We start from the raw sequence: 25,630 nt of genomic DNA, 5'->3' as shown, positions 1-25,630 counted from the left end.
GCGCACACAAGACCTGTGGGAGCTGGCTTGCCAGCGATGAGGCCCTTAAGAGCGACTCCGGGCCAGCCCCTTCGCCACCAACATCGGCGTCCCCGTCACCGGATCCTCAATGATCAACGCCTCCAGCCCGAACACCCGCTCCACCAACGCCTCGGTAAACACCTGCGCCGGCGCCCCGCTGGCAACGATCTCGCCATCCTTCATCGCCACCAGGTGCGTGGCATAGCGGCAGGCCTGGTTCAGTTCGTGGAGCACCGCGACGATGGTCCGGCCCTGGCGGTTCAGTTCGGCCAGCAACTCCAGCAACTCGATCTGATGAGCGATATCCAGGTAGGTGGTGGGCTCGTCGAGCAACAGGATCGGCGTCTGCTGCGCCAGGACCATGGCGATCCACACCCGCTGGCGTTGGCCGCCTGACAATTCGTGCAAAGGCCGCTCGGCCAGTTCCTCCACCCCCGTCGCCTGCATCGCGTCCTGCACCGCCTGCTCGTCCGCTTTCGACCACTGTCGCAGGAACGACTGGTGCGGATAGCGCCCGCGCGCCACCAGGTCGGCCACGGTGATGCCGTCTGGCGCCGTTGCGCTCTGTGGCAGCAGGCCGAGGATCCGCGCCACTTCCCGGGCCGGGAATTCACGGATCGGACGCTGATCGAGCAGCACCTCGCCGGCGCTCGGCACCAGCAGGCGGGAGAGGGCACGCAACAGGGTGGACTTGCCGCAGGCATTGGGACCAACGATCACGGTGAAGGAGCCGTCGGGGATGGCGATGCTCAGGTCGCTGGAGATGGTCCGCTGCTCATAGCGCAGGGTTAGCGCATCGGCCCGCAGGCGGTGCGTCATGGCGGGGATTCCTTGGGGATGATGGCGCGGCAGTATTGCATGTGTGGAATTTATTCCGCAATATGGAATGCGAAAGCCTCTCAATCGTATCATTGCCTTTGAATTCGTGGTGTCCCAATCGCTGGCTTGCCAGCGATTGGCCCGACCAGACAGCGGACCTGAACCTGCCCAATGAAAACCCTGACTCCTCTACTGCGCCTCGCCGCCACCACCCTGGCCCTGATGGCCGGCCTGGCCCAGGCGGTGGAAACGCCGAAGCGCATCGTCTCGACCACCCCCAGCGTCACCGGCATCCTTTTGGCGATGAACGCCCCGCTGGTGGCCAGTGCCGCCACCACGCCCAGTCGCCTGTCCGACGCCAAGGGCTTCTTCACCCAATGGGCGAAGGTCGCCGATGAGCGCGGCGTCGAAGTCCTCTACAAGAACCTGGTCTTCGATATCGAAGCGGTGATCGGCCAGGACCCGGACCTGCTGGTGCTCTCCGCCACCGGCGCCGACAGCGTGATCCAGCACCAGGGCGAGCTGGAAGCCCAGGGCATCCGCACCACGGTGATCAACTACTCCAACCAGAGCTGGCAGGACATCGCCACCGAACTGGGTCGCCAGACCGGTCTGCAAGCCCAGGCGGCCGCGGCCATCAAGCGCTTCGACGACTACACCGCCGAAGTCGCCGCAACCCTCAAGCCCGCCAGCGGCAGTGTCAGCGTGGTCGGCTACAACATCGGCGGCAGCTACTCCATCGCCCGGGAAAACAGCCCGCAGGCGCGGGTGCTGAATGCCCTGGGCTTCAAGGTCAGCGGCCTGCCGGCTGCCCTGGAGTCCCAGGTGCAACGCAGCTCCGACGTGGCGTTCATTTCCCGCGAGAACCTTTCCGCGGCGATCGCCGGGGACAGCGTCTTCCTCCTTAGCGCCACCGACGCCGACGTCCAGGCCTTTCTCAATGACCCGGTGCTGGCCAACCTGCCGGCAGTGATCCACAAGCGGGTCTACGCCCTGGGCCCGAGTTCGTTCCGTATCGACTACTACTCCGGCCGCGAGATGATCGACACCGTGGCGCGGAATTTCCGTTAAGTGGTGCTGGCAAGACGACGTCGCCAACGCGCGTGGGGGCTGCTTGCCGGGTTGGGCTTGCTGGCACTGGCGGTGGTGCTGAGCCTGACCCTGGGCTCGCGCACCCTGGCCCTGGCCGAAGTGCTGGACGCCCTGCGCCATTACGACCGGCATAACGACCTGCACCTGATCGTCCGCGAGATGCGCATCCCGCGCACCCTGGTGGCGATCCTCGCCGGGCTGGCTCTGGGCCTGGCCGGGGCGATCATGCAGGCGGTGACCCGCAATCCCCTGGCCGAACCCGGCCTGCTGGGGATCAACGCCGGCGCGGCGCTGGCAGTCATCGGTGCTGCCGCGACCTTCGGCATGGCAAGCATGGCCAGCTACGTGTGGTTCGCCTTTCTCGGCGCCGGGCTGGCAGGCGCGGCGGTGTTCATGCTGGGGCAGGCCCATGAAGTCAGCACCAACCCGGTCAGGCTGGTGCTGGCCGGGGCCGGCCTGTCGGTGCTGCTGGGCTCGGTCACCGGGGTGATCGTGCTCAATGCGCCGCCGGAAGTGTTCGACCAGTTCCGGCATTGGGCCTCGGGCTCCATCGAGCGTGCGGATTTCAGCGCGGTGTGGGTCCTGCTGCTGGCGGTGCCGGCAGGTTCGCTGGCGGCGTTTGCAATTGTCGGCAACCTGAATGTCCTCGCTCTCGGCCGCGATCTGGGCCAGGCCCTCGGCGCCAGCGTGCGCGGCACCTGGTGGCTGGCCTGTCTGGCGGTGATGCTGCTGGCCGGCGCCGCGACGGCGGGTGCCGGGCCGATCGCTTTTGTCGGACTGGTCGCGCCCCATCTGGCACGCCTGCTGGTGGGGCCGGATTACCGCTGGCTGCTGCCGTACTCGGCGCTGTTCGCGGCGGTGCTGTTGCTGCTGGCGGATGTGCTGGGGCGGGTGGTCGGCGGCACGACCGAGATCGCTGCCGGGATCATCGCCGCCGTGCTCGGTGGTCCGTTCTTTATCGCCGTGGTGCGCAAATACCGGTTGAACAGACTATGAACAGAACCCTGCGTTTTGCTGGAGTGTCCCTGCGCTGGCAGCCCCGGATGGTATTGCTGTGCCTGGTGCTAGCGTTGCTGGCCCTGGTGCTTGGCGTCGTGCTGCTGGGCATCGGCAGCCTGCACCTGAGCCCGGCCCAGGTCGTCGACAGCCTGGTCGGCACGCCGGACAACCTGACCGCGCAACGGGTGATCACCCGGGTGCGCCTGCCTCGCGTCCTCACCGCCTTGCTGGTGGGCGCGTCGTTGGGCATGGCCGGGGCGATCTTCCAGTCGATCTCGCGCAATGCCCTGGGTTCGCCGGACATCATCGGCTTCACGACTGGCGCGGCCAGCGGGGCGATTGTCCAGCTGATCCTGTTCGATGCCGGGCCCCTGGGGACCTCGTTGGCAGCGGTGGCGGCGGGGATGGTCACGGCGGCGCTGGTGTTCGTGCTGGCGATGAAGGGGCGCAGTACCGGTGGCTACCGGCTGGTGCTGGTGGGGATTGGCGTGGGGGCGATGCTGTCCGGGTTGAATACGGTGTTGCTGGTGGTCGGTGATCTCGACCGGGTGATGACGGCACAGCTGTGGCTGGCGGGATCGTTGAATACCCGGACCTGGGCCCATGTGCTGCCGGCGGCGCTGGGCTTGCTGTTGATTGGGCCGCTGGCGCTGTATCACGGGCGGCAGATGAACCTGCTGGAGATGGGCGATGATGCGGCGAGCCAGCTGGGTGTAGCGGTTGAGCGTACGCGGTTGACGATGGTGCTGGCGGCGGTAGGGCTGACCGCGATTGCCACGGCGGCGGCGGGGCCAATTGCCTTTATCGCGCTGGCGGCACCGCAACTGGCGCGGCGCTTGAGCGGGGCGGGGCAGGTGCCATTGCTGGCCGGGGCCTTGATGGGGGCGGTGTTGCTGCTGGCGGCGGATTTGCTGAGCCAGCGGTTTGCCGGGGCGGTGAACATGCCGATCGGGTTGACCACGGGGATGCTGGGTGGGGTTTATCTGTTGTGGTTGCTGGCCTGCAACCGCCGAATATAGATCATGCACATAACCTGTGGGAGCTGGCTTGCCAGCGATTGCTGTAGTGAATTCACCATTGCAATCGCTGGCAAGCCAGCTCCCACAGGTTCTGTGCAGTTTTCGGGGGCGAGGTTCTCAGAGGGATTGCAGGAACAGCAGCAGCGCCTGTCGGTCTGCCTTGTCCATCCCGGCAAAACGCTCCCGCGCAACCCCGGCTTCCCCGCCATGCCACAACACCGCCTCGCTCAAGCTCCTTGCTCGCCCATCATGCAGATACCCGGCCCCCGGATTGATCCGCTCGATCAGCCCCACCCCCCATAACGGCGGCGTGCGCCACTCCGTGCCGGTGGCCAGGAAATCCTCGCGTCCATCCGCCAGACCGTCGGCCATGTCATGCAGCAACAGATCGGTATACGGCTCGATCACCTGTGCCCCGGCCTTGAGCTGCGGCCGGTGGCAAACCGCGCATCCAGCCTCGGCGAACAGGCGTTCTCCCTCCAGCACCCTGTCCCGGTCCCGCCGCGCAGGCGGAGCCAGATTGGCCAGGTAGAAATGCAGCTCGCTCAACTGCATCGCATCCACCTCCGGCAGCCCTCCACTCAAGGCCTGCTGGCAGTCCCGCTGCTGCGGCGCGCAGTTTTCCTCGGGATACAACGGCGAGGTGATCCCCAGGTCCCCATGCAGGGCGCTGGCGATCTGTTGCAGCAGGTCCGGCTGGTTGGCCTTGAGCCCGAAACGCCCGGGCTCCAGGCGCTGGCGCTCGACGCTCCAGACCTGGTTGACCTTGCCGCGCACGCCATCGGCCTTGGGCTCATCGGCCATGCGCTGCAACTCCGCGGCGCTGACCTGTTCCAGCAAGCCCAGCCCGAACACCGGATTACCCACCCGCATTGACGTGTGGATGTCCCCAAGCGGCCCGTAGCCCTGCTCACTGAACAGCAGATGCGGTTGGCGCAGGCTCAGGGTTTCGCCATTGGCAAAGCGCACCGGCCGTTCTTCCCAGCGAATCCGAGCCTGGCCTTCGCCACGCACCCCGGGAATCCCCAGTTCATTGAGCTGATCGCCATAGGCCGGATGCGGCAGCGGCCCGCCATGGGCATCCTTCCCCGGCAGCGACAGACGCACCAGCATGGTCCGCATCGGTGCCGTTTCATCCGCAGGCGCCTGACCCCGACCGTTCTTCGGGTGACAGGCAATACAGGTGATCCGGTTGTACAGCGGCCCCAGCCCGTCCACCGCCTCATCCCGCGACGGGGCGATCACCCAGGCCTGGCGAAACAGCCCGCGGCCCTTGAAGAAGCGCTCCAGTTGCATGTCGTCGTCGAGCCCTGGCAGTGGCCGGGCGAAGGCTTCACGGTCGGCCCGGGCACTGGCGGAAAACACCACCAGTGCGCCGAGCAGCAAGGCGCCGAGCCGCCTCACAGCCCCATCTCGTCGAGCAACCGCGCCGCCTCGGCCTGACGCGTGGCGCCCTGGAACTGCCAGGCGATTTCGCGCTTGCCGAGTGCGTCCTGGTCGCTGGCCGGCTGGTGCTCCATGCCGCTGTCCTGGCGTGCGCCGAACAGCTTCAGCAGATCCGTCGAAGCAGCCTGCCCGGCACTCAGCGGCGGTACCGTCAGATAAGCACGGACCGCTTGCAGGTCGCGGCCCATGGCTTCCCCGGCATGCACCCGTTGCCACAGTTCGGTCAGGCGCTCATGGGGCTGCCCCAGCCATTGCACGAACAGCGACGTAACCAGCGCCAGACGCTCGCGGGACGCTGCCTTGTAGCTGTAGGCACCCTGTTCGGCTGCCACGAACGGATCGTGATAGCCCGCTGGGAGTTCGGCATAGACGCTGGGGCGTACCGGCAACTTGCGGATATCCGCATCGGCCAGCAGCTTCTGCCCGGCATCGGACAGCACGAAACGCACGAAGGCGCGTGCGCCGTCCGCCTGCTTCGTGCTCCGGGTGATCGCGATATGCGCCGGATTCAGCCCGCCATGGGCCGGATAGACGAACGCCACCGGTTGCCCGTTGCTCACCGCCGAGGCGACGAAGAAGTCGATGGACAGGCCCACCGCTGCGCGCCCGTTGGCCACCTCGTCGCTGACCAGGGTGCCGCCGCGGCTGACCAGCCGCGACTGCCCGGCAATCTCGCTCCACAGTGCCCAGCCGCGCTCCCAGCCGTAGTGCTGCAGGACGATATCCAGCAGCACCGGCGCGAAGCCGACCCGGCCCGGATCGGGCAGGGCGATGCGCCTGCGCAGGCGCGGATCGAGCAGGTCGGTCCAGTCCTTCGGCGCCTCGATGCCCAGTTCCGCCAGGGCCTTGGGATTGGTGGCGAAGCCATAACCGGCCAGTTCCGTGGCCTGGTAGCGGGCGTCCGGGTCGCGCAGGGCCGTAGCGCCGATCCGTGGCGGCAGACCCTTCAGGTCCACGCCCAGCGGTTGCCAGCTTCCGTCCTTGGCCAGCCGGGCGAAATTGCCCGGCGACGGCGCCCAGTACACATCGACGCCGCCCTGGTCCGCCTGGCGCAGGAAGGGCAGAGCATCGAAGCCCTGGCGCCAGAGGATCTGCAGGCGATAGTCCGGGTTGGCCTGTTCGAAGGCTTCCTCGAAGCGGCTCATCATCTCCTCGGGGTAGCTGGTCAGCACCACCACCGGTTCGGCCGCGAGCAGGCTCGCCGGGCTCAGCGCCAGGGCGAGCAGCCATGCCTTACAGCGGAACATTGAACTGCACGAAGTAGTTGCGGCCGATTTCCGGGTAGCCCTCGCTGTACTCGTAGAGACGGTCGAACAGGTTGCGCACCCCGGCCTCGACCAGCACGTCGTTGCTGAAGCGGTAGCCGCTCTTGAAGTTGTACACCGCGTAGCCGCCGGACATCTGCGTACCATCGGATACGTTGTAGCGCTTCGATGCCGCTTCCGCGCTGCCGGTCAGGCGCCAGGCGTCGTGATTCCAGGTGGCCGAGGCGAACAGGTTGTGGCGCGGCGTGTCGATCGGGTGCAGTTCGGGATTGCTGCGGTTCTCGCGGTCGAGGAAGGTGTAGCTGGCGCCCAGTTCCCAGTCGCCCAGGTCGCCCTTCAGGCCCAGTTCGAAGCCCTGGTTACGTGCCTTGGCGATGTTCTGGTACTGGCCGCAGGGCGCTGCGCAGTTGAGCTGTGCCGGGACGGTGACCTGCTGGATCGAGTCCTCGATATTGGCCACGAACAGCGCCGCATCCAGGTTCCATTGCGCGGTCAGCGCGCCGCTGTAGCCCAGCTCGTAGTGGGTGGCCCGTTCCGACTTCAGGTCGGGGCTGGCGATCACCGTGCCGAAGCGGGTCGAGTAGCGGTCCTTGATCGTCGCGAAGCGGCTCTTGCGCGAGACGGTCAGGCGCACCTGGCCGTTGTGGTCGATATCCAGCAGGGGGCCTGTGTTCATGAACAGGCCGAGCTGGCTGTTGACCGCGTCGTCGCTGCCGGTGGGCTCGTCGTACAGGGTCTTGACCCGTGGCGAGCCGGGGTTGGTGCCGTAGTTCTCGGCGTCCAGGCTCTTGCGGTAGTTGTAGGACACGCCACCGACAATGCTGAAGATCGCGTTCAGGCGCAGGGTGTCTTCCAGGGCGATGGACTGGGTCTGGTCGCGGAAGTGGGTCTGCGGGTCGCTACCGTCGCGGGAGCGGTGCACGTCTTCCTTGAAGTGGTAGGCCACGCCCAGGCGGTTGCCCTCGGTCAGGGCCAGGTCGCCTTCGATGGAGAAGCCGCTGGACTCGTCGTCATACTTGCTCGGGAAGCCGGATTGCAGCGCGCCGGGGATACCGTTGTTGTAGACGTAGCTTTCCAGGGAGTTCTTGAAGGTGTCGTGGTAGACCCGGGTCTTCAGGCCGTGCTCGCCGAAGCGGGTGTTGGTGGCGACGAACAGGCTGGTCTTGTCCCAGGTCGGCCATTCCCACCAGCGCTTGCGCTGGCCGGTGGCGGGCAGGTCGCCGGCATAGGGCGGCTGGCCCTTGCTGCCTTCCTGCTGGACGTAGCCGACCACGTATTCGTCGGTCTCGTTGGGGGTGAAGCCGAGCTTGAAGCTGAACTTGCCATCGCGCTTGTTGCTGTTCTCGCGGCGGCCTTCGCCTTGCTGGTTGTTGGTCGGCTTGAAGTCGTCCGGGAGCATCGTGTAGTCGTAGTCGACATAGGACACGCCGCCCTGCATCCACCAATTGCCCTGGTTGGAGCCGACGTTGGCGTAGCTGCGCCAGGCGTTGACGTTGCCGTGGTCGGTCATTTCCAGGCCGCCGCCCACTTCACCCTCGAAGGCCTGGGTCGGGCGTCGGGTCACCAGGTTGATCGCCCCGCCCAGGGTATTCGGGCCGTACAGCAGGGAGGCGAAGCCCTTGGCCACCTCGATGCGCGACAGGTCGTAGGTGGTGAAGCGGCCCAGGTCGATATTGCCGTCGTAGGGGACGTAGGTGGGGATGCCGTCGATATACACCGGCACCTGCAAACGATCGAAACCGCGCACGTAGACCACCTGTTCGGCGCGGCCGCCGATGTAGCTCTGGTTGACGCCTGGGGCCAGGGCCAGGGCGCGGTCGACGGTTTCCCGGTCGTGCAGGCGGATGTCCTGCAGCTCGACCACGGTGCTGCCGGTGGCGAGTTTTTCGTCCTGCGGCGCGGCGATCTGGATTTCACCGAGGGTGAAGGGCTTGCTGTCCTCGGCGGCGAGGGCGGACTGGGCGCTGATGGCGGCGATGGCCAGCACCAGGGTACGGGGGGTGAAGGGTTGCATGACTGCTCCATGGTTATGGGGCTGGTCGTTGCGGGCATGCAGTCTTGTGGTGTTGCTGAGGGCCTCATCGCTGGCAAGCCAGCTCCCACAAGGTCCGCGGCGCCGCAGAACCCTGTGGGAGCTGGCTTGCCAGCGATGAGGCCGGTAACAGGCGACACATCCTGAACTGCCTAGCACGGGGAAACGAATCCAGCTTTCGTTATATATTTTCCTATACAGCGATACCCGCAAAAACAGCTCGGGCCTTCCTCCCCGAAGACTGCGAACCGTTTGGAAATCCAGCGGACAGGGTCCGGCAGAAAGCGGACCGGGACGAATACTAGCGTTGCCAGGCGCCCGCTGACAACGCTGTATATCAAATTACATAACGATATTGTCGTGATGGCAGTTGTGGCGGGTCGCGCAGAGGCAATCCCCAGGCTCAGTTGCGCCCGGCGGTCACCCCCCCATCCACCGGCAGGATCGCCCCGGTGATCCATGACGCCTGTTCCGACGCCAGGAACAGGATCGCCTGGGCCACATCCGCCGGCTGGCCATTGCGGCCCAGGGGGTGGAAGGCGTTGAAGGTCGGCAGCACGTCCTTCACCTGGTCGGCGCTCATGAAGGTCCCGTAGACCGGTGTTTCCACCACGGCCGGGGCCACGGTGTTGATGCGGATATTGGCGCTGGCCAGTTCCAGGGCCAGGTTGCGGGTCAGGGCATGCACGCCGGCATTGGCAGCGGAATAGGCTGCCGAAGGCGTCGCGCCGATGGCCTGGATAGCCCACAGCGAACCGGTCTGCACGATTGCGCCGCCACCACGCTGGATCATCGCCCTGGCCGCTGCCTGGGCCATGAAGAACTTGCCCTTGAGGATGATGTCGAGAAACCCGTCGTACTCGGCGGGGCTGACTTCAAGAAAAGGCTTGGGGTTAAAGACCCCCGCGTTGTTGACCAGGATATCGACGCCACCGAAGGCCTTCTGCGCCAGGGCGACCAGTGCCTCGGCGGTTGCCGGATCAGCGATATCGCCGGCCAGGGTGCGTACCTGGTTTCCGCTGGCATCGATTCGCACCGCCGCCTCTTCTAGCTTGCGTGCATTACGCCCGCCGATCACCACGCTGGCGCCGGCTTTCACCAGTTGCCGGGCCACCTCTTCGCCGATACCTGAACCACCACCGGTGATGATTGCTACCTTGTTAGAAAAACTTTGCATCGAGAACACTCCAGGGCCTTGATCGGGCACGCATCGCATTGAGCAGGAAAAACCGCCCCGGTTCTGCTATTTTCCTTAGAGAGTCGGGCTGGCTTGCGCTGCATTGTTGTCTCGCGCAGGCTCGCTCGCAACGCAGGATATTTTCGCTAACGGGAAAGAAAAACTTTCAATGTCACTGGCCTATCTCAACGCCTTGCGCGCCTTCGAAGCGGCGGCGCGGCACCAGAGTTTTTCCGCAGCAGCGGCGGAGCTGAACGTCACTCCGGCGGCAGTCGGGCAGCAGGTGCGCAGCCTCGAAGCCTGGCTCGGCATCCCGCTGTTCACCCGCGCCGGCAGTGGCACGGCGCGGCTGATGCTGACCGATATCGCCCGCTCGGCCTTGCCGGATATCCAGGCCGGCTTCGACCGGCTCACGGTGGGGCTGGCGCGGCTCAAGGATGCTGGTGTGCATACGGGGCTGACGGTCAGCGTCAGTCCGGCCTTTGCCTCGAAATGGCTGCTGCCGCGGATCGAGCGGTTCCAGCAGGCGCATCCACGGCTGGATGTGCTGCTCGATACCAATGCCCGCTCGGTGGATTTCCAGGCAGAGCGGATCGATATTGGTGTGCGTTATGGAGCCGGGAAACGGCCGGGGCTGACGGCGCTGCACCTGATGGCCGAGACCTTGTTCCCGGTGTGTGCGCCGGATTATCCGTTGTTGAAGAAAGGACGTTTGCCGGAGAAGGTGCTGGATCGCTGCACGCTGATTCATGACCTTTCCATGGCGGGCGATCCGGACTATCCGACCTGGCGGATGTGGATGGATGCTTCGGGCTTTACCGGGATCGATACAGACCATGGCCTGCGCATCAACAACTCGGCGGCGGTGCTTCAGGCGGCCATGGACGGGCAGGGCTTGGCCCTGGCGCGCAGCGTGATGGTCAAGGATGACCTGGCGGCAGGGCGGTTGATCCGGCCGTTTGCCGACAAGGGGCTGGATTGTCCGTTGACCCAGGCGTACTACGTGGTCTATCGGCCGGAGTGTGGGGAGTTGGGGAAGGTGCAGGCGTTTCGGGATTGGTTGCTTTCGGAGGCCAGTGCACAGCACTGACTTTTTCGGTGGCAGGACCGGCCTCATCGCTGGCAAGCCAGCTCCCACAGGGTTCGGCAGCGACTCGGACCCTGTGGGAGCTGGCTTGCCAGCGATGAGGCCCGACCAGTCAACCCATCATTTTCAGATCGCCCAACCAAACACCCGGAAATGCTGATTGGCAAACCTCACCCGTACCGGTAGCGAATCGATCCTCCATTCACTGGCCAGCGGCTCATTGAAACGTGCCGGCACCATCAGCCCCCGGGTCGGGCTGCTGAACGGTTTGCGCAGGTCACTGGGCAGCGGGTTGGCGCTTTCCGCCGGGCTGATCACCTGCGCGCCGACCCATTCACCATTGGGCAGCAGCACATCCAGCGCCGACCCCAGCGTCGAGTGCTCGACATCCTTCGGGTCCAGGTACACCCACAATTGCGCCGGCCCCTCGCGCTCCAGGCGCATCAGCAAGGTCCCCGGACCGACATTCTCACCCGGCGCGGCAATCACCTCGGCAACCCGTCCGGCCTCGCTGGCATGCACGTCCATCCGCGCCAGTTGCTCCTTCAGCCATTGCCCCTCGCGCTCCTGCTGCCGGGCGTAGTCCTGCGTCGCACCACCACTCAGGCTGCGCTCGAAGGCCAGCAACTCCGACTCGCGACTGTCCAGGGCATTCTGTGCTTCCAGCAGCTCGCCACGGGTCGCGGCACCCTGCTGCACCAGCCGGCGCACTTCGCCAACATGTGTCGAGGCCCGTTGCACCAGGCTGCGCAGCACCGCGCGGTTCTGCTCGTTCACCGAGGCACTGGCAGCCGGCGCCGAGCCGGCCTGCAACAGGCTCAGGCGCAGGCGCCATTCCGGGTTGTCCAGATCCGCCAGCGGCGTGCCGGCCTGCACATGATCCCCGGCCTGGACCCGCAACGCACGGATCTCGCCGGGTTGCATGGCGCGTACTTCCAGGGTCGGCAAACGCACCAGGGCCGGGGCCTCGATGCGCAACAACGCCAGCCCGTAGCGCCCGGCGAGCCAGAGCACCGGCAGGCAGATCAGGAACAGGATCAGGTACCAGCGCAGCCTGAACGCCAGGCGCTTGCCCGGCGCATAGAGCACCTGCATGCCGTTGTCTTCGGTGGGGTGTTGTTCCTTGGCACTGCTGAATTTGATCTTCATCGGCTTCTCGGGTACTCGCTCCAGGACTGCCAGTCGATGCCGCTGATGCCGGCGGGCAGCAGCGCGTTTTTCCAGTGGGTGGTCTGCTCCTGCAGTTTCTGCTGGCCCGCGTCGGCCCAGCTGAGGTCCTTCGGTTGATCGGTTTCCACGCTCTGCGCCAGACGCAGGTGCAGGCCCGGCCATTTCTTCGCGATCTCCGTCGCCCGGTTGGCGCTGGAGGTCGGGTTGCGGGTGTAGATCATCAGGCTGATTTCACCTACGCCCAGCTGCTGCAACTCGCAGGGCACGCAGGGGTTGCGCCGGGCCTCTTCGAGGAACCAGCGCGGATGGCTGGACAGGTTCAGCGGCCACGGGCTTGCCGCCTTGGCCTCGCGCAGGGTGGCGAGCCAGTCCTTCAGGCGCTGGTCCGGCACCGGCCAGCCCAGTTGCTCGACTTCCAGGTCCAGGTGCAGGCCGTCGAAGGGCAGGGCGCTCAGTTGACGGATCAGCGCCACCAGTTGCGCGCGCTCCCGGGGCTTGATCCAGGCCGGATCGCCCAGCAGCAGGTTGACCTTGAAGCCCTGGGCATGGGCGCTGCGCAGTAGCTGGTCGAGGGCGGGCCGGGTGCGTTCCATGGCGGCCACCTGCACGGCGTCGAGGCCAAGATTCAGCACCTGCATGCCAGCCTGTTTCAGCGCGCGCAACTCACCGTCGCGGGTCCGTGGATCGAGCAGTATCTCGCTGTGCCAGAGGTAAACACCCTGGCGCCAGTCGCTGGATGCGGCCGGTGGCTGTTCCTCGTCGACCGGCTGCCAGCGCAACCAGTGATCGCCCAGCAACGCCTCGAAATCTGCACTGTCATCACCGAACAGACGCAGCGCCGCGTCCTGCAACCAGGCCGCATGCCAGGCGGAAATCTGCGCGAAGCCGGCGTTGTAGTGATCCACCTCGGCCTGCAGCAGGCGCACGCTGGCTTCGCCGGAGTCCAGGCCGGTGCGCTGGCGGCGTTCGGCGACGATGCGGTCCACGGCAGTGCGTCGCTCACTGCGCCACGCGTATTCATTGGCGTTGCGCCGCTGCTGCTCCAGCACCTTGCCCAGCTCGCGCAGCAGCACGCCGTGTTCCTGTTCCTTCGCTTGCACCGCCGCCTGGTAGCGGGCCTCGCCTTCGCGACTGCGGGCGGTGCCGTAGTCGAGCAGGTCGAGTGGCGCGCTGAAGGTCACCCCGGCGCTCAGGCCGCTGCCGTTCTCGCCGGCACCGCTGCGCTGCTCGACGGTCTGGGTCACGTTGAAATACGAGTCGATGGCGCTGTACCAGGGGCGATGGCGGTTCTGCTCGGCCAGGCTCAGCTCGGCATCGCGGCGGGCCAGGCGCGGGTTGCTTTCCAGTTGCGTGCGCCAGGCTTCCAGCGGGCGCGGCTGGCCGGCGAGGGGGATGGCGACCGGGGTCGATGACTCGTCCACCGGCACACCGAGGCTGCGCAGGCTGGCGCGGATATCCGCGAGCAGATCGCCCTGCATGTCGCAGCGGCGGGTGACGGAGATCCATTCGCTGCGCATCAGCTCGGCATCGGACGGCAGGATCCACTGGCCTTTCAGGCGGGTGCGCAACTGTTCCTCGGCATCACGCGAGGCGGCCTGCACGTCCTGGCACAGTTGCTGTTCCTGGGTCGCCCGCCACCAGTCGGCGTAGCTGCTGCGGATCGCCAGGCGCTGACGGGCGCGCTGGTAACCCTGTTCGATCTCGCCGACCCGCACATCGCGCTCGCTGGCCCTTACGGCCTCCATGCGCCGGGCCAGGCTGCCAAGCAGTGGATAGCGCACGCCGATGGCGGCATTGCGGCCGTAGTAATCATCGCGGATATCCTCGGTGACCAGCTCACGGTAATGGCCGACATTGGCATTGCCATAGACCTCCCAGCCGCTCTCGCTTTCACGTTGTTCCCTGGCCGCATAACGCGCCTCCAGTTCGGCATTGCTGGCGCCGACGCCACGGCCGTCGCCGGCCTGGCGCAGGGCCTGGTCCAGGGTCAAGGGAGCCGCCTGGGCCAAAAGCGGCGCGCAGAAAGCCAGCGGCAGCAGCCGCAGTGCTGTTTTCATCATCAGTAGTGAATGCCTTAGAAACGGTTGGCCCGCTTGAGTACCCACCAGGGCGCCATGCTCGATTCCTCGTGCCCGCGCCGCAGGGTTTCATTGAGAATGGCGACCACGCTCCAGCAGCGCAGGGCGTACATCGCCAGGGGGTAGAAGGGCAGTACCCAGATCAGCGCCAGGTCTTCCCGCGGTCGTTCGCTGACCATCAGCATCAGCCCCAGGTACAGCAGGCCGCTCATGGCCAGGTACAGGGTGTAGATCAGCAGCGAATAGAACAGGAACGCCGTCGGCGGCAGGATGAACAGCGCCACCAGGCTGTAGCCGACGATGATGAAGGGCAGCACCAGCTGGAAGAACAACCCGCTGACCATCAGCATCAGGAAGTTCGGCCAGCCCAGCAGGCGCGGGGTGAAGGCATGCCGGTGCTTGCGCAGGTAGACGAAGAACAGGTCGCCGTCCCAGCGCAGGCGCTGGTCGAGGAAGCTGCGCAGGGTCGCCGGCGCATCGGTGTGCCCGATGGCCCGGGGCTCGAAGGGAATGCGCAGGCCGTAGCGGCGGAAGTAGCTCTTGATGCGCAGGGTCAGGTCGAGGTCTTCGGCGGTGTGGGTGTCCCAGCCGCCGATCTGCTCGAGGAACTCGCGGCGGAAAGCGCCGAAGGCTCCGGACACGTTGTTCACCAGGTTCCACTCGGCCAGGCCGATCTTGCACATCTGGATCGACAGCAGGTACTCCAGCGCCTGGATCCGCGCGATCCACGACTGCCGCGCATTGCGCACCCGCAGGCTGCCGGCCACGGCGGGCACCTTGGGGTCGCTGAAATGGCGGACCATGCGCAGGACCATGTCGTTGTCGAAGGAGGTATCGCCATCGACATTGATCAGGATCTCGCCGCTGCTGAAGGCCAGCCCGCTGTTGAGCGACGACACCCGCCCGCCGCGCTGCCACTTGGCAATGGGCCGCAGCACCCGGTTGCCCGGCAGCTTGTGCTCGGCCTTGAAGCGTCGCACCACCTCGGTGGTCTCGTGGTTGACGCTGGCGCCGTCGACGATGGGAATGATCTCGATCATCCCCGGGTACGTCTGTTCGGCGAGGCTGCGCAGGGTCAGCTCGACATCCTTGCCCTCGCTGTAGCAGGTGATGATGCACGACACCCGCGGGTACCAGGCCTCGTTGCGCGGCACGGCGCTGTGTTCGCGCACGAACCAGCGCAGGGTGCCGAGCAGCACCAGCAGGTTCAGCGGCACCTCCAGCAGCAGGAAATATGGAAACACCATCAGGAACAGCCGCCAGTGCCCGTCGGGCCCCTGGATCTCGGCCAGCCAGGCATCGAGGTGAGCGAGCAGGGCATCCATCAGAGCGCCCCCGCCAGACGCGCCATCAGCAGCTCGGCGTCTTCCTTCTCGACCAGGTCGGCCGGGGCCACGCAGCCGCTGGTGGTCAGCACGATGTCCTGCAGGTCCTGGCCGACGAACAGCTCGCTGATCTGGTTCAGGCGCTCGGTCACCCGCTCCAGGCCGACGCGGTCGGTGCACATCAGCAGCAGCCACAGCTGTTCCTCGCTGGTGCGGGTGCAGCGGTCGGTATCACGGATGGCCACCTGGATGCGTTCGATCAAGGTATCGAGCAGGGCGTGGCCGCGTTGCGGGCCGAGGCGGGCGAGGGCGCCGCCAAGGTTCTTGAAGCGGATGCCGAGCAGGGCGAAGGTTGGCGAGCCGTGGCGGGCGATCAGTTCAAGCTGCCAGTCGAGCAGGGTCTTGAAGGCGTTCACACCGACCAGGGACAGGCCGCCGAAGTACTGGTCGAAATCCCGCTCCAGGCCCTGGCGAGCGCTGATCAGGCCGGTCTCTGACAAGCGATGGTCATGCACCTGGCGCACCAGCAACTCGTCCGGCGCATGGTGCTCGCCGCAATCCAGGCATCGCGCCTGGATATCGCCATCGACGAAGAAGGCCGGATTGGCAGCGGTAGTTTTCCAGCGGCCGGTCGTAGTCGGTGCCGATATGGCGCAGGCGGGTCAGGCAGTTGGGGCACACCAGTACGCCGTCCTTGAGGTACTCGGCCTGGGCGCCGACATGGCCGCAGGTGAAGCAGTGCAGGGACGGCTCGCGGACGATATCCAGCGACGTGCATTCGACGCACACATCCACGTAGTTCAAATGCCCGCTGCCGCAGCGGCGGCACAGGCGGATGCGGTCCACCAGGCTGACGCTGTCCAGCAGATTGCGCTGGACCAGGCTTTGTACCAGGGCGTGGCCGTTGAGCTGGTCATCGCCGAGGGCGTCGATCAGCGGGTAGTGGTAGAGCGCCGGGGAATCGGGTTTGCGCAGGGCCTTGAGCTGGCCGGGGGCGCGCAGCCAGAGCCAGGCGATCAACTGCGCCTCAGGGCCTTCCGGGGCGCGGCCGCGGTTGAACAGGGCGAGGCGTTCGCGCCATTGGTGAAAGGCTGGTGCCGGGTCGGCGGGAGGTAGGCCGTCGCACAGGGCCTCGGTCAGAGGGTGGTCGCCGAGACAGTAGATCAGGCTCAGGGTGTAGGCCGGATGGCGGCGCAGTTTCTGGGCGGATTCGGCGTTCTGCTCGGGGCTGCCGGTGAGGATCAGCACGTCGAAAGCGGGCTGCTCCAGCAGGTCTTCAACGGTGGTGAAACAGGTGGTGGAGGTCGGAAGGGTGAGGTGGCCGGGGCCTATCGCAGCAACGCGGAGGGTCGTAACGGTCATCGGACTTTTCCAGGCATCAGGTCTGTTTGGTCCGAGCCTGATATCGCGGAAAAGTTCTACAAGTGTTTGGCTTGTACAAGTTTCATGTACAAATTTACGGGGTGTTCATTCCGAGGTCCAAAGGGGCGTCCTTGAGCCAGAAACGGGTGCCGTTTGGTCCCGATCGTGCGTAGAAGTGATGGCCTGGAGGCAGGCGTAGCCAGCCGAGTGTTTCCAGTCTTAAATCAGCGGTTTGCAAATCACCCTCGAGGATCAGAAGCTCGAGTCCGCGTGGGTTATCCAGGGTGATTGCCGTGTTTTTCGCGACCGTTCGCAGCGAGACGCGTTCGTGGATGTTTTCGAATAGCAGTTCGTCGGTTTGAGTGGGTAATGGGCGGGCGAGGTGGACGGAATCGAGGGGGTGGAACTGGCGCAGGCGGACGAAGATCGTGCAGCCGTTTGTGGAGCCGGGGGTGTGCTGGCTGCCGGGTGGGTTGCGTACGTAGGTGCCGGCGGGGTAGCTCCCGTGCTCGTCCTCGAAGGTGCCTTCGAGGACCACGAATTCCTCGCCGGCGCCGTGGAGGTGGGGGCTGAAATGGCTGCCAGGGGCGTAGCGCACGATCGAGGTGGCGCGGGCCTGTTCGGCGCCGAGGCGGTAGAGCGGACGGCGCTCTACGCCGGGTAGCGGGCTGGCAAGCCAAGGCAGGGTGGGGGCATGCATCACTGCTGGCAGGGTCAGGTCTGCGTTCAGGTGTTCGTTGAGCATGGTGGGCTCCGGTGGGCTGGCCACGAAATTATCGCCGCGGAAGGAGGCTGGAGCGAGTAAGGAATTCTGTGGGTGGGCAAACAAATGCTTTGCGATGCGGGCTGGGTGAGAGCTGGCGTCATGATATACGCGGACCGGGTGGGAGCGGGTTCACCCGCGATTGCGGTAGTGAATCCACCACCGAAATCGCTGGCAAGCCAGCTCCCACAGTGTCCGCAGCGAGCACAAATAACGTGGCTGGCTCAGGACCCTGTGGGAGCTGGCTTGCCAGCGATGGCGTCAGTCCAGACACCCAGTAATTCACTGATATACGCGGACCGGGTGGGAGCGGGTTCAGCCGCGATTGCGGTAGTGAACCCACCACCGAAATCGCTGGCAAGCCAGCTCCCACAGTGTCCGCGGTGAGCACAAATACTGTGGCTGGCTCGGGCCCCTGTGGGAGCTGGCTTGCCAGCGATGGCGTCAGCCCAGGCCCAGTAATTCACTGATATACGCGGACCGGGTGGGAGCGGGTTCACCCGCGATTGCGGTAGTGAATCCACCGCCGCAATCGCTGGCAAGCCAGCTCCCACAGTGTCCGCGGCGAGCACAAATACCGTGGCTGACTCAGGTCCCTGTGGGAGCTGGCTTGCCAGCGATGGCGTCAGTCCAGACACCCAACATTTCCCTGATAAAGCCGGTCCCGATGTTTGCAGAAGGCGGAGCAGGTGGCGACTGTGGCACAGGTTGGTCAACCGGGCCTAAGGATACCGGCGCGCTTTCGGGCGCCCTGTACACAGCCGCCATAACTCGATCTCGGTGAGCGGGGAGGCAACTGCACGCAGGTTGGTCAACCGGTCTCAAGGCATCCCGGCGCACTCGAAAGTGCCCCGCGTACAGCAGCCATAACGCATGTGCAACGTTGCACGCTCAAACGGGGCGACGACCGCACGCAGAGTTGGTCAACAGGTACCGAGGCAAACCTGCTCGCCTCAAGGCGCTCCACGCACGGTCGCCATTTCGATTGGAGCCAGATGATTGAAGCTGAACAATGGCAACGTCACCTGCCCTCAGCAGGATTGAATTGTAAGTTTCCATGCTCAGCTCGCGAGGCCGGGCGAATCCACGTCCTTGGTTACCCCATGATCCTTGACTGCCACGGGCAGGTACGCTTGCAGGTTTCCTTCGATCACCCGCTTGCCTCCCTGATCTCCCTCCAGCTCAATCAGCTCTCCCCAAAACTTCCTGCCAAACACCACCGGGTGACCTCGCTTCCCCTCGAACTCCGGCACCACAATCCGTTCTGTTCCCGCTAACCCCTTCAACTTCACCAGCGTTTCCACCTCGATCCAAGGCATATCCCCCAGCAGCACTGCCACCGCCTCAGCATCCGAAGTCCCGGCCACGACCCGAATACCAGCCGCCAGACTCACCCCCATCCCGTCATCTGCCCGCTCAGCCCTGACTACGGTCACCCGCGGATCCACACCCAGCGCCGCCGGATCGTCTCCCGGTCGCAACACCACCCAAACGTCATCGAACGCTTCCATCACCCGCGCCAGCGTCGTCTCCAGCAACCGCTTCCCCGAAGGCAACACCGCCACCCGCTTGTCACTCCCGAACCTGCGCCCGCGCCCCGCCGCCAGCACCAGCGCCGCACACCCCCCGGTCAATCCCTTTGAACCCATCTCTGCACCCCCCGGTCGGACCTGAAAAGCACAAGCATACCTACCGTGAGGCCTTTGTCATGAGCGATGTCCCAACCGAGCCGAGCACGCACCCCATCCGACTGGAGATCAACGGCAATCTCCACCAGCTCCAGGTCCCACCCTGGCTGACCTTGCTCGACCTGCTGCGTGACGAACTCGATCTTGTCGGTAGCAAAAAGGGCTGCGACCACGGCCAGTGCGGCGCCTGCACCGTGCTGCGCAACGGCCGCCGGGTCAACGCCTGCCTGACCCTGGCGGTCATGTGCGACGGCGACGAACTGACCACCATCGAAGGCCTCGCCGACGGCGACCGCCTGCACCCGCTGCAACAGGCGTTCATCACCCACGACGCCTTCCAGTGCGGCTACTGCACCCCCGGCCAGATCTGCTCAGCCGTGGGCCTGGCCCGTGAGGGCAGGGCGACGTCGCGGGCGCAGATCCAGGAGGCCATGAGCGGCAACCTGTGCCGCTGCGGTGCGTACAGCAATATCGTCGCGGCGGTGGAAGAAGCACTGCCGCACATGGGAGGGCCGCGCCCATGACGCCCTTCGCCTACAGCAAGCCCGACAGCATCGAACAGGCCGTGCAGCAGGCCGGACCGGACGCACGCTTCATCGCCGGCGGGACCAATCTGCTCGACCTGATGAAAGAGAACGTCGAGCGCCCCTCACGGGTGATCGATATCACCGGCCTGCCCCTGGGCGAGGTGTGCGCCACGCCCCTCGGCGGCTTGCGCATCGGCGCCCTGGTGAGCAACGCCGAGCTGGCCTGGCACCCGGAAGTGGAGGCGCGCTATCCGTTGCTGAGCCAGGCGATCCTGGCCGGGGCCTCGCCGCAGTTGCGCAATATGGCCAGCACGGGCGGCAACCTGTTGCAGCGCACCCGCTGCCATTACTTCTACGACGCGGCAGTGCCCTGCAATAAACGCCACCCCGGCAGCGGCTGTCCGGCGCGGGACGGGCTGAATCGCCAGCACGCGATCCTCGGCGCCAGCGAGCAGTGCGTGGCGGTGCATCCATCGGATCTGTGCGTGGCCCTGGCGGCACTGGACGCGCGGGTGCTGGTGCACGGCAAACAGGGCGAACGGACGATACCCTTCGCCGACTTCCATCGCCTGCCAGGCACCACTCCCGAACAGGACAACGGTCTCGCACAGGACGAGCTGATCGTCGCCATCGAACTGCCGCAGCCCCGCTTCGTCGCGCGCTGCCGTTATCTGAAGATCCGTGACCGTGCGTCCTATGCCTTTGCCTTGGTATCGGTGGCAGCCGGCCTGGCACTGACGGACGACAACCGCATCGCCGAATTGCGCGTGGCCCTCGGCGGCGTAGCGCACAAACCCTGGCGCGAGGCCGAGCTGGAGCAGTCAATGCACGGTCGCCCCGCCAACCGCGACACCTGGGCCGACTTCGCCGACCAACTGTTGCGCGATGCCTGCCCGCTGGAGCACAACGCCTTCAAGATCACCCTGGCGAAGAACGCCATCATTCGTGCACTGAGCCAGGCACAGGCCGCGGAGGAGCAGCCATGAACAGTCCCCTGAGCGGTCAGCCACTGGACCGGGTGGACGGCCCGGCCAAGGTCACCGGCAGCGCCCGCTACGCCGGCGAGTACCCCGAGCAGGGCTTGCTCTTTGGCAGCGTGGTCAGCGGCAATGTCGCCCGCGGCCGGATTCGCCGCATCGATTGCGACGCGGCGCTGGCGGTGCCCGGCGTGGTCGCGGTGCTGCATCACCTGAACCGGCCGAGGATGGCCGGGGACGACGAGTCCTATGAGGACGCCGACTCCGCCGACGGCAAACCTTTTCGTCCGCTGTTCAATGATCGCGTGCTGTACAGCGGCCAGCCGTTGGCGCTGGTGGTCGCCGAGAGCCTGGAACTGGCGCGCCACGCCGGTTCGCTGGTCAGGATCGAGATCGACGAGGAGCCACACCAGACCGATCTGCTCGCCGATCTGCCCAAGGCCCACGCTGCCCCGGCAGAACTACCCAAGCCCCGGGGTGACTTCGCCAGAGCCTTCGAGTCCGCAGCGTACAAGGTCGATGCCACCTACAGCACGCCGATCGAGCACCACAACCCGATGGAGCCCCACGCCTCGACGGTGATCTACAGCGCGGACGGCAGCCTCCAGGTTCACGACAAGACCCAGGGTACCCAGAACAGTCAGGACTACCTGCACAAGGTCTTTGACCTGCCCAAGGACAAGGTGCGGGTGTGCGCGGCCTATGTCGGCGGCGCCTTCGGCTCCGGCTTGCGCCCGCAGTACCAGTTGACCCTGGCGGTGATGGCGGCGCTGCAGTTGCAGCGCTCCGTGCGGGTCACCCTGACCCGCCAGCAGATGTTCACCTTCGGTTACCGTCCGCGCACCGTGCAGCGCATGCAGCTCGGTGCGGACGCGCAAGGCGGGCTGCTGGCGATCTCCCACGAGGCGACCGGGCAGACCTCGCGCTTCGAGGATTTCACCGAGCATCTGGTGGAGTGGTCGGGCATGCTCTATCGCTGCGACAACGTTGCCATGGGTTACCGCCTGGTACCGCTGGACGTCTACACGCCGCTGGATATGCGCGCGCCGGGCGCGGCCTCCGGGGTGATCGCCCTGGAGTGCGCGATGGACGAGCTGGCGTGCGCACTGGCGATGGACCCGGTGGAGCTGCGCCGGGTCAATTTCGCCGACAGCAATGGCAACGAGGGCAAGCCGTATTCCAGCAAGGCGCTGCTCGACTGCTATGCCCGGGGTGCCTTGCGCTTTGGCTGGCACAGTCGCGATCCGAAACCGCGGAGCATGCAGGAGCAGGGCGAGCTGATTGGCTGGGGCATGGCCGGCGGCGTCTGGGAAGCCATGCAGATGAAGGCCAGCGCCCGTGCGCGACTGGACCGGGATGGACATCTGTGGGTGAGCAGCGCGACCACCGATATCGGCACCGGGACCTATACGGTGATGACCCAGATCGCCGCCGATGCCTTTGCCGCCGAACTGGCCGACGTGACCTTCCAGCTTGGCGACAGCAGCCTGCCGACGGCGCCGTTGCAGGGCGGTTCATTTACTGTGTCGTCGGTAGGTTCGGCGGTGCGGCAGGCATGCCAGGCGCTGCGCGGCAAGCTGGTGGCCTGGGCCAAGGGGCGCTATCCGGAGTTGGCGGCGCTGGAAGCCGAGGCGTTCATCGTTCGCGACGGGCAGTTGCAGGTCAATGGCCGGGGGTATCCGCTGGAGGACCTGGAAGCGCGGGTCGACGCCGAGCCGTCGGCCAGGCGCCAGGGCTTTGCCAGCGCAACCCATTCTGCAGTGTTCGTCGAGGTGCGGATCGACGAAGCCCTGGGCACCTTGCGCGTCAGCCGGGTGGTGAGCGCGGTGGCGGCGGGGCGGGTGATCAATCCCAAGACCGCGCGCAGCCAGATCCTCGGCGGCGTGGTCTGGGGGCTGGGCATGGCCTTGCACGAAGAGACGCAGATCGATCATCGATTGGGCCGCTACATGAACCACAACCTTGCCGAGTACCACATCCCGGTGAACGCCGATATTGGCGAGATCGAGGTGATCTTCGTCGACGAGCCGGACGATATCGTCAATGAGCTGGGGTCAAAGGGCGTGGGTGAAATCGGCGTGGTCGGCGTGGCGGCGGCGGTGGCCAATGCGGTGTTCCATGCCACCGGGAGGCGGGTGAGGGACTTTCCGCTGACGGTGGAGAAGCTGATGGGTTGAGGGTGCTGTTCAGGCGCCCTTAAATCCCGGCCAGGTGCAGGTCGCACTCCTGCGCCTGCTTGGCCTTGACCACGGAAAACTCCGTTGGCAACACCACCGCATTCTTCTCTGCCAGCACCTCCGCCATCACACTCACCGCAATCTCCGCCGGGGTCTTGCTGCCGATATAGATTCCGATCGGCCCATGCAGCCGCTGTAACGACACCTCCGTCTCCCCAAAATGCTCGATCAACCGCTCGCGCCGGCTCTGGCTGTTACGCCGCGACCCGATCGCGCCGATATAGAACGCCGGGCTGTGCAGGGCCTCCAGCAGCGCCAGGTCATCCAGCTTGGGGTCGTGGCTGAGGGCGATGATGCAGGTGCGCAAATCGGGAGCGAAGGCGCGGACGATATCGTCGGGCATACCGACCAATTGCTCGACACCGTCAAGACTCCAGGCCTCCATGTACTCCGGACGCGGGTCGCAGACGCTGACCTTGAAGCCGTTGAACTGCGCCATGGTCGCCAGGTATTCGGCGAGGGCACCGGCACCGATCAGCAACATGCGGTAGCCGGGGCCGAGGGTGGTGAGCATGCGTTCGCCATCGAAGGCGAACTGTTCAGGGTTGAGCGTGGTTCGAAGCGAGACCCGGCCGCTAGCGAGATCAAGGCTGCGGCGCACCAGGTGACCGTTGTCGAGATGCTGGAGAAGCTGGCCCAGGCTGTCGGCGCAGGGCGCAAATTCGAGGACGATTTCCAGCGTTCCGCCGCAGGGCAGGCCAAAGCGGTGGGCTTCGTCGGCGTCGATGCCGTAGCGCACCAGTCGCGGCAAACCGTCGGGTAGTCCGGGACCTTCATAAGCGGTGGTGTAGCGATGGATCAAATCGTCCTCGATACAGCCACCGGAAACACTGCCGATGACCCGGCCATCGCCGCGCAGGGCCATCATCGAGCCGACCGGGCGCGGGGAAGAGCCCCAGGTGCGGACCACCGTGGCCAGCAGGGTGCGCTGGCCCGAGGTGAGCCAGTCGTGGGCGGTGCGCAGGACCAGGAGGTCGATGCTTTCCATGGGGTGGGCCTCTGTTGATATGACGTTCAGGCTGGCCGCGATCCCTGTAGGAGCTGGCTTGCCTGCGATGGACCGCGAAGCGGTCCCAAAACCTGCCACGCCGGGGTATCTGGAAAACCACAATCGACCAGGCGCTGAATCCACAACTTCATATGACCACAACTCGTGCTGGATGGTTTGGGACCGCTTTGCGGTCCATCGCAGGCAAGCCAGCTCCTACAGGGGATTGCGGTGTCCCGGGATCAGCGCATACGCAGCACGATCGGGCTGGCACTCGCCGGGTCGGTGCGCTCGCGCAACTTTCCAACATCCTTTACATCCACAGCACCACCCCGATTCCCCCATTGCGTCCTGACGAAACTCAACACCTCGGCAATCTCCCGATCCGACAACTGCTCCCTGAACGCCGGCATCCGGTAGGCATCCGGCACCCCGGCCGCCACCACCCGCTGCGCACCATTCAAGGTGATGTTGATGCTCGACGCATTCTCATGGGCCATTGACGAAGAAGCCCCCGCCAGCGGTGGCATCCATTCGCTTTGCCCACGCCCGTCGAGACCATGGCAGGACGCACAGCGGGTCGCATAGGTATGCGCGCCCGGCGCATCGGCCTGCGCCGCCTGGTACTGCCATGCCGGCCCATCGCGCTGCGGATCACCCGGCAGCGACTTGAGATAGCGGGCAATCGCGGCGAGGTCGTCATCGGTCATGAATTGCGTGGAGTTGTTGAACGCCTCGGTCATCGAGCCGAACACCACCGCATGTTTGTTACGCCCGGTCTTGAGGACCTGCGCGATCTCCGCTTCGCTCCAGCGCCCCAGCCCGGTATTCGGGTCGTCGCGCAGGCTTGGCGCATACCAGCCATCCAGCAGGGCGCCGGAGAGGTAGGCGGGCTTGCTGCCGTCCAGGGCCTTTTCGTTGAAGGCCAGGCCCCGTGGCGTATGGCAACTGCCGCAGTGGCCGGGCCCTTCAACGATGTAGGCGCCGCGATTCCACAGCGCGTCCTTGCCCGCATTGTCGGCATGGGGCGCGGAGTGACTGAACAGCCCGTTCCACAGCGCGATCGGCCAGCGCAGGTTCAACGGCCAGGGAATCTCGCCCGGCTTGTTCGCCTCGGCAACCGGCGCCACGCCCTTGCTGAAGAAGGCATACAGCGCCCGCACGTCCTCATCGCTAAGCCTGGCGTAGGACGGGTAGGGCATCGCCGGATACAGCCGCCCGCCATCCGGCCGCACGCCATGGCGCACGGCGCGGTCGAAGTCGGCGAGGCTGTAGGTGCCGATACCGTGCTTGCGGTCCGGGGTGATATTGGTGGCGTAGATCGCCCCCAGTGGCGTGTCCATCTTCAGACCACCGGCAAAGGGACGCCCCTCCGGCAGGCTGTGGCAGGCCACGCAGTCACTGAGACGGGCGACATATTCGCCGCGCTTGATCAGTTGCTCATCCGCCCCGTCGTCCGCCTGCGCCACAAAAGGCGAGGCGGGGGTGCGGGTGACGTACCAGCCCAGCACAGCAACGCACAGCAGGACCAGCAGGCCCAGTCGTTTCACAGTCATCG

At 65.8% G+C, this 25,630-nt stretch carries 21 protein-coding genes; 7 read left to right on the top strand and 14 right to left on the bottom strand.

Translation table 11 applies throughout. The features are described 5' to 3' along the window. Window positions 1–45 precede the first annotated feature (45 nt). Window positions 46–840, bottom strand: a complete 795-nt coding sequence (locus AC2CQI_RS08385; protein WP_484579865.1) for an ABC transporter ATP-binding protein — start codon at window positions 838–840, stop codon at window positions 46–48. A 171-nt stretch (window positions 841–1,011) separates the two neighbouring features. Between AC2CQI_RS08385 and fepB the strand changes: the two genes are divergently transcribed. Genes fepB through AC2CQI_RS08370 form a run of 3 tightly spaced genes read left to right on the top strand, consistent with a single transcriptional unit; the run spans window position 1,012 to window position 3,950 of the window. After that, window positions 1,012–1,911, top strand: coding sequence for a Fe2+-enterobactin ABC transporter substrate-binding protein (gene fepB, locus AC2CQI_RS08380; protein ID WP_484579864.1), 900 nt, complete (start codon window positions 1,012–1,014; stop codon window positions 1,909–1,911). Between the two features lie 3 nt (window positions 1,912–1,914). Further along, the gene (locus AC2CQI_RS08375; protein WP_256721114.1) at window positions 1,915–2,928 is read left to right on the top strand and encodes a FecCD family ABC transporter permease; all 1,014 of its coding nucleotides are present in this window, start codon (window positions 1,915–1,917) and stop codon (window positions 2,926–2,928) included. Then, complete coding sequence (locus tag AC2CQI_RS08370) at window positions 2,925–3,950, top strand: FecCD family ABC transporter permease (RefSeq protein ID WP_484579863.1); 1,026 nt, start codon at window positions 2,925–2,927, stop codon at window positions 3,948–3,950. Before AC2CQI_RS08375 ends, AC2CQI_RS08370 begins: the two co-directional genes overlap by 4 nt. Before the next feature lie 117 nt (window positions 3,951–4,067). Here AC2CQI_RS08370 and AC2CQI_RS08365 read toward each other — a convergent pair whose 3' ends face one another. The 4 genes from AC2CQI_RS08365 to AC2CQI_RS08350 form a co-directional block, all read right to left on the bottom strand. Beyond that, complete coding sequence (locus AC2CQI_RS08365) at window positions 4,068–5,354, bottom strand: di-heme oxidoreductase family protein (RefSeq protein WP_484579862.1); 1,287 nt, start codon at window positions 5,352–5,354, stop codon at window positions 4,068–4,070. Beyond that, window positions 5,351–6,643 carry an ABC transporter substrate-binding protein gene (locus AC2CQI_RS08360; RefSeq protein ID WP_484579861.1) on the bottom strand — a complete coding sequence of 431 codons (1,293 nt, stop codon included), beginning with the start codon at window positions 6,641–6,643 and terminating at the stop codon, window positions 5,351–5,353. The genes AC2CQI_RS08365 and AC2CQI_RS08360 overlap by 4 nt, the downstream gene beginning before the upstream one ends. After that, complete coding sequence (locus AC2CQI_RS08355) at window positions 6,630–8,675, bottom strand: TonB-dependent receptor plug domain-containing protein (protein ID WP_484579860.1); 2,046 nt, start codon at window positions 8,673–8,675, stop codon at window positions 6,630–6,632. Before AC2CQI_RS08355 ends, AC2CQI_RS08360 begins: the two co-directional genes overlap by 14 nt. 421 nt (window positions 8,676–9,096) lie before the next feature. Further along, window positions 9,097–9,870, bottom strand: a complete 774-nt coding sequence (locus AC2CQI_RS08350) for an SDR family NAD(P)-dependent oxidoreductase (protein WP_484579859.1) — start codon at window positions 9,868–9,870, stop codon at window positions 9,097–9,099. Window positions 9,871–10,039: 169 nt separating this feature from the next. Here AC2CQI_RS08350 and gcvA point away from each other — a divergent pair, with 169 nt between their 5' ends. After that, entirely contained in the window at window positions 10,040–10,960 is a 921-nt protein-coding gene (gcvA, locus tag AC2CQI_RS08345) for a transcriptional regulator GcvA (RefSeq protein WP_484579858.1), read from the top strand. Window positions 10,961–11,083: 123 nt separating this feature from the next. Here gcvA and AC2CQI_RS08340 read toward each other — a convergent pair whose 3' ends face one another. From AC2CQI_RS08340 to AC2CQI_RS08310, 7 genes are all read right to left on the bottom strand, one after another. Continuing rightward, a complete protein-coding gene (locus tag AC2CQI_RS08340) occupies window positions 11,084–12,106 on the bottom strand; it encodes an HlyD family secretion protein (RefSeq protein ID WP_484579857.1) in 1,023 nt (340 codons plus the stop codon). Beyond that, entirely contained in the window at window positions 12,103–14,187 is a 2,085-nt protein-coding gene (locus AC2CQI_RS08335) for a TolC family protein (protein WP_484579856.1), read from the bottom strand. Before AC2CQI_RS08335 ends, AC2CQI_RS08340 begins: the two co-directional genes overlap by 4 nt. A 14-nt stretch (window positions 14,188–14,201) precedes the next feature. Next, window positions 14,202–15,530: a glycosyltransferase family 2 protein gene (locus tag AC2CQI_RS08330; protein WP_484579855.1), complete on the bottom strand. Its 1,329-nt coding sequence runs from the start codon at window positions 15,528–15,530 to the stop codon at window positions 14,202–14,204. Continuing rightward, window positions 15,530–16,054, bottom strand: a complete 525-nt coding sequence (locus tag AC2CQI_RS08325) for a diguanylate cyclase domain-containing protein (protein WP_484579854.1) — start codon at window positions 16,052–16,054, stop codon at window positions 15,530–15,532. The genes AC2CQI_RS08330 and AC2CQI_RS08325 overlap by 1 nt, the downstream gene beginning before the upstream one ends. Further along, window positions 16,038–16,892 carry a TackOD1 domain-containing metal-binding protein gene (locus tag AC2CQI_RS08320; RefSeq protein WP_484579853.1) on the bottom strand — a complete coding sequence of 285 codons (855 nt, stop codon included), beginning with the start codon at window positions 16,890–16,892 and terminating at the stop codon, window positions 16,038–16,040. The genes AC2CQI_RS08325 and AC2CQI_RS08320 overlap by 17 nt, the downstream gene beginning before the upstream one ends. 94 nt (window positions 16,893–16,986) lie before the next feature. Beyond that, a complete protein-coding gene (locus tag AC2CQI_RS08315; RefSeq protein WP_484579852.1) occupies window positions 16,987–17,637 on the bottom strand; it encodes a cupin domain-containing protein in 651 nt (216 codons plus the stop codon). 1,079 nt (window positions 17,638–18,716) lie between these two features. Then, window positions 18,717–19,304 (bottom strand): nucleotidyltransferase family protein, encoded by a 588-nt coding sequence (locus AC2CQI_RS08310; RefSeq protein WP_484579851.1) that lies wholly within the window; start codon window positions 19,302–19,304, stop codon window positions 18,717–18,719. Between the two features lie 59 nt (window positions 19,305–19,363). Between AC2CQI_RS08310 and AC2CQI_RS08305 the strand changes: the two genes are divergently transcribed. From AC2CQI_RS08305 to AC2CQI_RS08295, 3 genes are read left to right on the top strand one after another with little or no spacing between them, the layout of a single operon-like run. Further along, window positions 19,364–19,867, top strand: a complete 504-nt coding sequence (locus AC2CQI_RS08305) for a (2Fe-2S)-binding protein (protein ID WP_484579850.1) — start codon at window positions 19,364–19,366, stop codon at window positions 19,865–19,867. Further along, window positions 19,864–20,856: an FAD binding domain-containing protein gene (locus AC2CQI_RS08300; protein ID WP_484579849.1), complete on the top strand. Its 993-nt coding sequence runs from the start codon at window positions 19,864–19,866 to the stop codon at window positions 20,854–20,856. Before AC2CQI_RS08305 ends, AC2CQI_RS08300 begins: the two co-directional genes overlap by 4 nt. After that, on the top strand, window positions 20,853–23,024 hold the full coding sequence (locus AC2CQI_RS08295; protein WP_484579848.1) for a xanthine dehydrogenase family protein molybdopterin-binding subunit: 2,172 nt from the start codon (window positions 20,853–20,855) through the stop codon (window positions 23,022–23,024). The genes AC2CQI_RS08300 and AC2CQI_RS08295 overlap by 4 nt, the downstream gene beginning before the upstream one ends. Window positions 23,025–23,043: 19 nt before the next feature. On the opposite strand, the gene AC2CQI_RS08290 is transcribed toward AC2CQI_RS08295, so the two are convergent. Beyond that, window positions 23,044–24,072: an XdhC family protein gene (locus AC2CQI_RS08290; protein ID WP_484579847.1), complete on the bottom strand. Its 1,029-nt coding sequence runs from the start codon at window positions 24,070–24,072 to the stop codon at window positions 23,044–23,046. 242 nt (window positions 24,073–24,314) lie between these two features. Further along, entirely contained in the window at window positions 24,315–25,628 is a 1,314-nt protein-coding gene (locus tag AC2CQI_RS08285) for a c-type cytochrome (protein WP_484579846.1), read from the bottom strand. Between the last annotated feature and the right edge of the window lie 2 nt (window positions 25,629–25,630).

Source organism: Pseudomonas sp. P2S-1 (assembly GCF_057197725.1).
This window is presented reverse-complemented; position numbering and strand designations above follow the sequence as displayed.